General features: G+C 61.2%; 3 protein-coding genes. 1 reads left to right on the forward strand and 2 read right to left on the reverse strand.

Features of this window, described 5'->3' with window-relative positions:
- Positions 1 to 130 precede the first annotated feature (130 nt).
- Positions 131 to 2,230: a choline BCCT transporter BetT gene (gene betT / locus AC6CH3_RS09910; RefSeq protein WP_498132273.1), complete on the forward strand. Its 2,100-nt coding sequence runs from the start codon at positions 131 to 133 to the stop codon at positions 2,228 to 2,230.
- Between the two features lie 651 nt (positions 2,231 to 2,881).
- Here betT (AC6CH3_RS09910) and AC6CH3_RS09915 read toward each other — a convergent pair.
- Together AC6CH3_RS09915 and betT (AC6CH3_RS09920) are read right to left on the reverse strand one after the other, a co-directional pair.
- Positions 2,882 to 3,526 carry a TetR/AcrR family transcriptional regulator gene (locus tag AC6CH3_RS09915; RefSeq protein WP_498132274.1) on the reverse strand — a complete coding sequence of 215 codons (645 nt, stop codon included), beginning with the start codon at positions 3,524 to 3,526 and terminating at the stop codon, positions 2,882 to 2,884.
- A gap of 421 nt (positions 3,527 to 3,947) precedes the next feature.
- Positions 3,948 to 6,098 (reverse strand): choline BCCT transporter BetT, encoded by a 2,151-nt coding sequence (gene betT, locus AC6CH3_RS09920; protein WP_498132275.1) that lies wholly within the window; start codon positions 6,096 to 6,098, stop codon positions 3,948 to 3,950.
- Positions 6,099 to 7,356: the final 1,258 nt, after the last annotated feature.

A 7,356-nucleotide genomic window follows, 5' to 3' on the forward strand; every position in this document is an offset into this window, starting at 1 on the left:
CTCCATCCGCAGGAAAAAGGATTCCTTGCCTCTTGCCTGGGGATCTCACCGTGACCGATAAGTAAGGCCGCGAACACCATCATGATCTGCTGCATTGCCGCAGTAGAGACCAAGAATTGGAGTTGGACCCGTGAGTACCACCATCACTGACAAAGAGCCAGACACGGCACCTGCCGGCATCATCAAAAATGGAGGACCCAAGGTCAACTGGCGCGTCCTGATCATTGCTGCAGCCATCATCATCGCCTTCTCGGTGTGGGCGATGCTGGTGCCTGCCGGCGCCCAGTCCACCATGAAGACGGTGGTTTTCTGGATCGCGGAAAACCTTGGCTGGTTCTACGTCCTCACCGTCACTGTCGTCATCGGGTTTGTGCTGTGGGTGGCGCTGTCCAAGGTGGGCTCGGTCCGGATGGGTCCGGACCACTCCCGTCCGCAGTACAAGCTCTTCACCTGGGTCGCCTACCTGTTCGCCGCCGGCGTGGGCATCGATATGCTCTTTTACTCGGTGACCGAACCCATCACCCAGTACATGAAACCGCCGGAGGGCGCAGGCCAGACGGCCGACGCTGCCCGCGAGGCCGTGGTGTGGACCATGTTCCACTACGGCGTGGCGGGCTGGGCCATGTACTCGCTCCTCGGCATGGCCATGGGCTATTTCGCCTACCGCTGGGGCATGCCCCTGTCCATCCGCGCAGCCCTGTATCCGCTGCTGGGTAAACGCGTCCGCGGCGGCCTGGGCGACGCGATCGACATTGTCACTCTGGTGGGCACCGTCTTTGGCGTGGCGACCGCCATGGGCATCGGTGTGGTGCTGCTGAACGTCGGCTTCGCCATTATGTTCAGCCTGGAGCAGGGCCTGGCGCTGCAGATCGCCCTGGTGGTTGTCGCCGTCGTGCTCACCATCGCTGCATGCACCTCCGGCGTGGACAAAGCGATCCGCTGGGTCGCGGAACTGAACATCTGGAGCGCTGCCGCTCTGCTGCTGTACATGCTGGTGACCGGCCAGACGTCCTTCCTGCTCAACTCCCTGGTGGAAAACATCGGTACTTTTATCGTCACCTTCCCCGGCCGCACGCTGCAGACGTTCGCCTACCAGGACGGCGGCTCGGAGTGGATGGGAGGCTGGACCCTGTTCTTCTGGGCTTTCTGGCTGGCCTGGGGCCCGTTCGTGGGCCTGTTCCTGGCCCGCATCTCCCGCGGCCGGACCCTGCGGGAGTTCGTCATCGCCGCCATCACCTTCCCCGTGCTGTGCGACTTCCTGGTAGTGAGCATCTTCGGCAACAGCGCCCTGCACCAGGTCCTCGGCGGGAACATGGAGTTCGCGCAGCTGGCCATTACCAGCCCGCAAGAGGGCTGGTACGCGCTGCTTGGGATGTTCCCCGGCGCTCCCCTCCTGATTGGGCTCGGCACGCTGTCCGGCATGCTGTTCTACCTCACCAGCGCCAACTCAGGCGCCATGATGATGTCCAACTTCTCTTCCAAAATCACCAATGCGACCCAAGACGGCGCCAAGGGCCTGCGGATCTTCTGGGCGCTGGTTACCGCCCTGCTGACCATTGCCATGCTGGTGGCCGGCGGGGTGACCACCATGGAGTATGCCACCCTCATCTTCGCCCTGCCGGTAACCATCATCGCCTGGCTGGTCATGGCCTCATTCACCAAAGCGCTGCGGATGGAGCGGGCGGAACGTGAGGGCCGGCTGTTGCGGCGGAGTTCGACGGCCACGCATGGCGGTGCCGCGCCGGAGCGCACCTGGGGCCAACGGCTGGCACGGGTACGCTCCTACCCATCGAAGAGCGAGGCGGGGATGTTCCTGGAACTGACAGCACAACCGGCGCTAGCCGAAGCACTCGAGGAGTTCACCAAACAGGGTCACGAAGCAAGCTTGATCGCTATCGGCAACGACGACACAGGCGTTCCCAGCCATGCGCTGGTGGTCACCATCCCGGACCACCGCGATTTCCACTACGAGGTCCAGGCCGTGGAATCCTCAGTGCCCAAGTTCGGCCGCCATAAGAGCCGTGAAACCGATGTCTACTACAGAGTGGAGGTCTTCGCCCAGACCGGCTCGCAGGGGTATGACCTGATGGGTGTGACACAGCAGCAGATCATGGAGGATGTACTGGTCCGTTACGAGGCCCACCTGGGCTTTCTGACCTACACGAGTGAGTACGACCTCCCTTCCCTCATCACCCCTCCGGTACCACCGGCCACTGGTTCCCCCGCATAGGCGGAGCCCACGGATGTAGCACCTGTTGAGGCGGCAGCACGCTGGACCGGATCACGGAATAACAAAAGGCAACAAATGAACATGGTGGGCGACTCTGTCGCCTACCATGTTCATTTTGCGCCACGTCAGGTCCACCGCGTTCCTGGCTACCAGGGAGGGGTCCTGAACAGCGTGGAAAGGACGGTCCCCGGACACGGAACAAGTTGGTCATCGCCGCTCCGTGCAGGTTTTCCGAGTGGGCGCGACGAACCGGAAGTAGTCCTCGCACAGATCTTCCCCCCGGGCGTCGGCGAGAGGACGGGTTTGTGGAAGTAGACATCATGCCTCCAATCCAATCTTTCGTCTGGGTGGACTGCCTCCGAACTCGTCCGCCAGGCGCAGCATGTCGTCACCGATCTTGGCCAGAAACCCTGGATTGGCCGTTAGCGAGATTACGGCCCGGCCATGATCCCTGGCAATCTCCTCAGCAGCACTGGATCACCAGGCTGACTCAAGGCGGCAGCTATCAACTGGCCGTTTCTCGCGGTTCAGCGCGACGGCGTATCGTTTTCCATTCCTGGAGCTAACGAGAGTGCGGCCTCTGGGCAGTGCGTTAGCCCAGGCTCCAGGCAAGTGTTGAACAGGTCCTGTAAGCCCTGCTGGCGAGGAGCTTTAGACGCCGGCCTTGATCAAAAGTGCATCAACCATCATGAAGAACTGGGCGCGGTGATCGGTAGCCTTCGGGTCGGTCATGTATTGAATGGCCGCGCCGTCGTAGACCATGAGAAAGGCCCTTACCAGCGTGTCGAAGCCTATGAGGCACTGATCACCGCTGCTTTGGGCTGCAGCAGAGAATATACTTCCCAGCTCCACAAGATAGGCGGGATAAATTTTCCCGGCCAGCGGACTGACTGCGGCATTGCGTGTCGCCCACAGAATGAGTTCGATCTCAGCAAGTATGCTTCTTGGCTCTTCCTCCAGTGCGCGCCAATAGCCTTCGGCTACTTGCTCCACAGCCTTACGAAGTCCCAAATGGACCGGGACGTCGCTGGAAAAGCGGCTTAAGTTCTTCAACCAGGCCTCGGCAGCTGCCTCCATGAGCTCTTCCTTATTGCTGAAGCAATAATGAGCCGCGGCCAAGGGAGCATTAGCCTCCTTGGCAATCGCCCGAGTGGTCACCGACTGTACGCCCTCACGCCGCATAAGTTCAACTGTCGCTGAAATCAATTGCACTTTTCGTTCTTCTGAGGATACCCGCATAGCTACTTTCCGCTCTCCCGGTTGGGCCCGACAGGACTTCGTATTGGCCTGTGCCATATAAAGCATATCCTTGTCTAGAACGATTGACCTGAACTGCGTCGTCCGACACCCATCTCCGCTCACCCCCGAGTTCTACGGCACGGCCTGCTCGGGTTGCGGGTCGAGGATGACCTGTTCAACACCACCCGCTTCGTGAACCTAGCTGCCCAGCCGGGAAGAGCTGTCCCTAGCGGCGGTCGCCAGCTTTGTATCCCTGGTCCGGAACGTCCCTCCGTGCTGCTTCAAGCCTTGGGAGGGTGCGCCCCGAACGAAGTGAACATGAATAGGCTGGAAAGCTACATGGCCAGGGCCCCGGAGGGCATGCCGTGCGACTGGCCCTGAGGAGCTGGAGTTAGTTCACCACCAAACCGCACCTGGGCGCTTATGCCGCCGCGAGTTTCGGACCGCCCAGACAGTCACTGCCCCAGTCCTCGCCAGATCATCCCTTGAGGCGGCCCTCCTCGCTGTTGCTGTCTCCCGCAAGGTCCACATGGGCGATGTGTGCCGTGGGTGGCGCTGGCGGCGGGGTGAGAACTGAAGCGTGGTCATGCTGGCTCGCATAGGTCAGGAAGCCCAGGTGGCCCTCGTACCGGGCCAGGACGTCTTCAATTACCTGCTCGTGTGTAAAGCCCATCAGGTCGTAGCCCTCGGAGCCGGTCTGCGTGAAGACTTCCACCCGGTAATAGACGTCCGTTTCCGGGAACATGCGCCCGCCGAACACCGGCACCGGAGCTTCCACAACCTGGGCCTGATAGTGGAAGTCACGATGGCCCGGAATGGAGACCGCCAAGGCATAACTGGAGATACCTGTGTTTTCGTTCTGGACAATGTCCAGGGTGGCCGGGTGATCCTGCTTGCTGAACTCCTCGGCCAGTTCGGCCAGGGCCGGCTGCACGGTTTCTTCCATGAACTGGGCTGCCTGCTTCTTAGAGGGATAGGACCTCATCCTTTCAAGCCGCTGCCGCCAGGTGCGGTCCGCCAGGTGGCCGCCGTGCGCCGCCGTTGACTGCCGCCCCAGCACCCGGCCTTCACGTTCTGCCCGCTCCATCCGCAGCGCCCTGGTGAAGGAGGCCATTACCAGCCAAACGATGATCGTTACCGGCAGGGCGAAGATCAGCGTGGCGTACTCCATCGTGGTCACGCCGCCTGCCACGAGCATGGCGATGGTCAGCAGCGCGGTGACCAGGGCCCAGAAGATTCGCAGCCGCTTGGGGCCGTCCTGGGAGGGGTCCTTGATGGTGGAGGAGAAATTGGACATCATCATGGCGCCGGAGTTGGCGCTCGTGAGGTAGAACAGCATGCCGGACAACGTGCCCAGTCCAATCAGGAGAGGTGCTCCGGGGAACATCCCAAGCAGCGCGTACCAGCCCTGTTCCGGGCTGTCCATGGCGAGTTGGGCGAACTGGGTGTTGCCGCTCAAAACCTGGTGCATGGCGCTGTTGCCGAAGATGTTCACGACCAGGAAGTCGCACAGCACCGGGGCGGTGATGGCGGCGATGACGAACTCCCGCAGTGTACGGCCACGCGAGATCCGTGCCAGGAACAGGCCCACGAACGGGCCCCAGGCAAGCCAGAAGGCCCAGAAGAACAGGGTCCAGCCGCCCATCCACTCCGAACCGCCCTCCTCGTACGCGAACGTCTGCAGGGTACGTTCGGGCAGCGTGAAGACAAAGCGGCCGATGTTTTCCACCAGGGAGTTGAGCAGGAACGAGGTCTGGCCGGTCACCAGGATGTACAGCAGCAGGGCCGCAGCACTCCAGATGTTCAGCTCCGCGATCCAGCGGATCCCTCTGTCCACGCCGGAGGTGCACGCGGCGATGGTCAGTACGACGGCGACAACCACCAAGGCGATCTGCAGCGCCAGGCCCTGCTCCAGGCCGAACATTATTGCGAACCCAACGTTCAGCAGCACCACGCCGATCCCCATGGCCGTGGCCACGCCGAAGACCGTGGCCACCAGGGTGATGATGTCGATCGCCTCGCCGAGACCGCCGCGGACGCGCTTGCCGAGCAGCGGATACAGGGCCGCCCGGATCGACAGCGGGGTGCCCCAGCGGTAGGCGAAATAGCCCATGGCCATACCCAGGAGTGCATACATGGCCCAGCCCGACACGCCGTAGTGGAACATGGTCCACACCACGGCGTCCTGGACTGCAGCTGCTGTCTGGCCCAAGCCTGCCGGCGGTTTCATGTACTGCGTGATGGGTCCGGTCACGGAGAAGAACAGCATGTCGATTCCCACACCGGCGGCGAACAGTTGGGCCACCCACGTGAAGAGTTTGTTCTGGGGCCGGGAGTGGTCCGGGCCCAGCCGGACCGAGCCCACCTTCGACAGCGCCACCCAAAGCACAAAACCGATCACTACAGTGACGGTGAGGACGTAGAACCAGCCGAGGTTTTCCGCGATCCAGGCCACCACCGTTTTCATGGTGCCCTTCGCGCTGGTGGGCGCCATCATCGCCCAGATCGAAAAGGCGATGATGATGGCTGCAGCGATGCCGAGGACGCGCCAGTCGACCCTGGGCCCGCGGTCCTCAACTAGTTCGGCGGGCACCATGTCAGGGTCTTTGTCGGTGATGGTAGTACTCAAAGGTCCAACTCCGATTCTTGTTCGTGGCTGCCTGAAACGCACCACATCATGATGGTGTTCTTGGCCTTTTCCTGGTCGGTCAGATAGAGGGACCGGTGCGGAGGTGCCCCTCAATGTACCGACAGGGAACATTCTCCGCTTTGCGGCACATGTCGGGGATGCTTTTTTCTTGCTTTTTCGAGGGTCTCCAGCAACGAAACGCGGCCGGAACTTCCCATGTGGTCCCGCTGCGAGCCGGGTTCACCGTGAACCGTTCGCCCGCGTCGAGCTCGGCCGCGCCAAAGGCTTCTAGATGCAGCAGGCCGTTCGGCCCACTTGAGGTCCCGGGCTCGCCCAGGACTGTGCCCATGAAGGGCGGCCGGTGTGCAGATAAAGGTCCAAAGGACAGGCACGGAGGAGAGTTCAGAGATCTGGATCATGAGCTTTTCGGTCAGAACCTTCTCGAAACTGGCGGGCTCATTGCGGTCAGGTCCTGTCCCATCAGTTCTGAGGGGCGAACGCTGTACGGGGACCGAAAACTGAGACTGTCTGCGAGGGGAGCCCGCGCATAGTGAAAAGTTCGTTGAGTTTGACTAGGTAGAAAAGTTCCAAGCCCGCGTTTCGAACAATTGACTTGAACGCTTGTTCGTGTCACAGTGTTTGGAAGGCCTACGTGACGGACATCACCGCAGGAAGCCTCGGACCAGAACTCGGCCAGCCATCCAGAAAGTATTCGTAGCCCTCATTGCAGACTCCTGACCGCTTAGCAAAGTTGTCTTGTGGGTCAGTCAAATGATCAACTCCGCTACCTAGCAAGAAAGACACATCGATATGACACGAGAAGAAGCTTACGCAGGCTGCCCCTCGGATTCGTACGTGGAATTTTATGGCGGCCAATGGCTCGTGGTCCCATTTGCGCCGGTCGAACAGCCGGCCTTTTTCACCTGTCTGCCCGGCAACGGCAGGGCCGCCCGCCATTCGCTGGCTTGATAGGCGACCGCGAGCGATTCGAGCCTACTGGCCCATCCGGCCAAGGGTATCGCTCGCTCGGGCACTGCCGGTCTCGTTCACTTGGTTCTGACCTACTGAGGCAGCGAAAAAACCAGCAGGTGCTCGTGCTGCAGTGTGGATGAGCGAGTGACGGAATCCGAGGCCGGAAAGAGCAGGAAGTTAAGGCAAGATCCAGCAGTGAATTTTGAAGACACTTCGATTCTGCGAGAAGTCGGCGGAAAACATGCGCCGTCGAATTCAACGTCGCCCGAGCACAGTCACCGACAGC

The organism is Arthrobacter sp. GQ119, assembly GCF_059759125.1.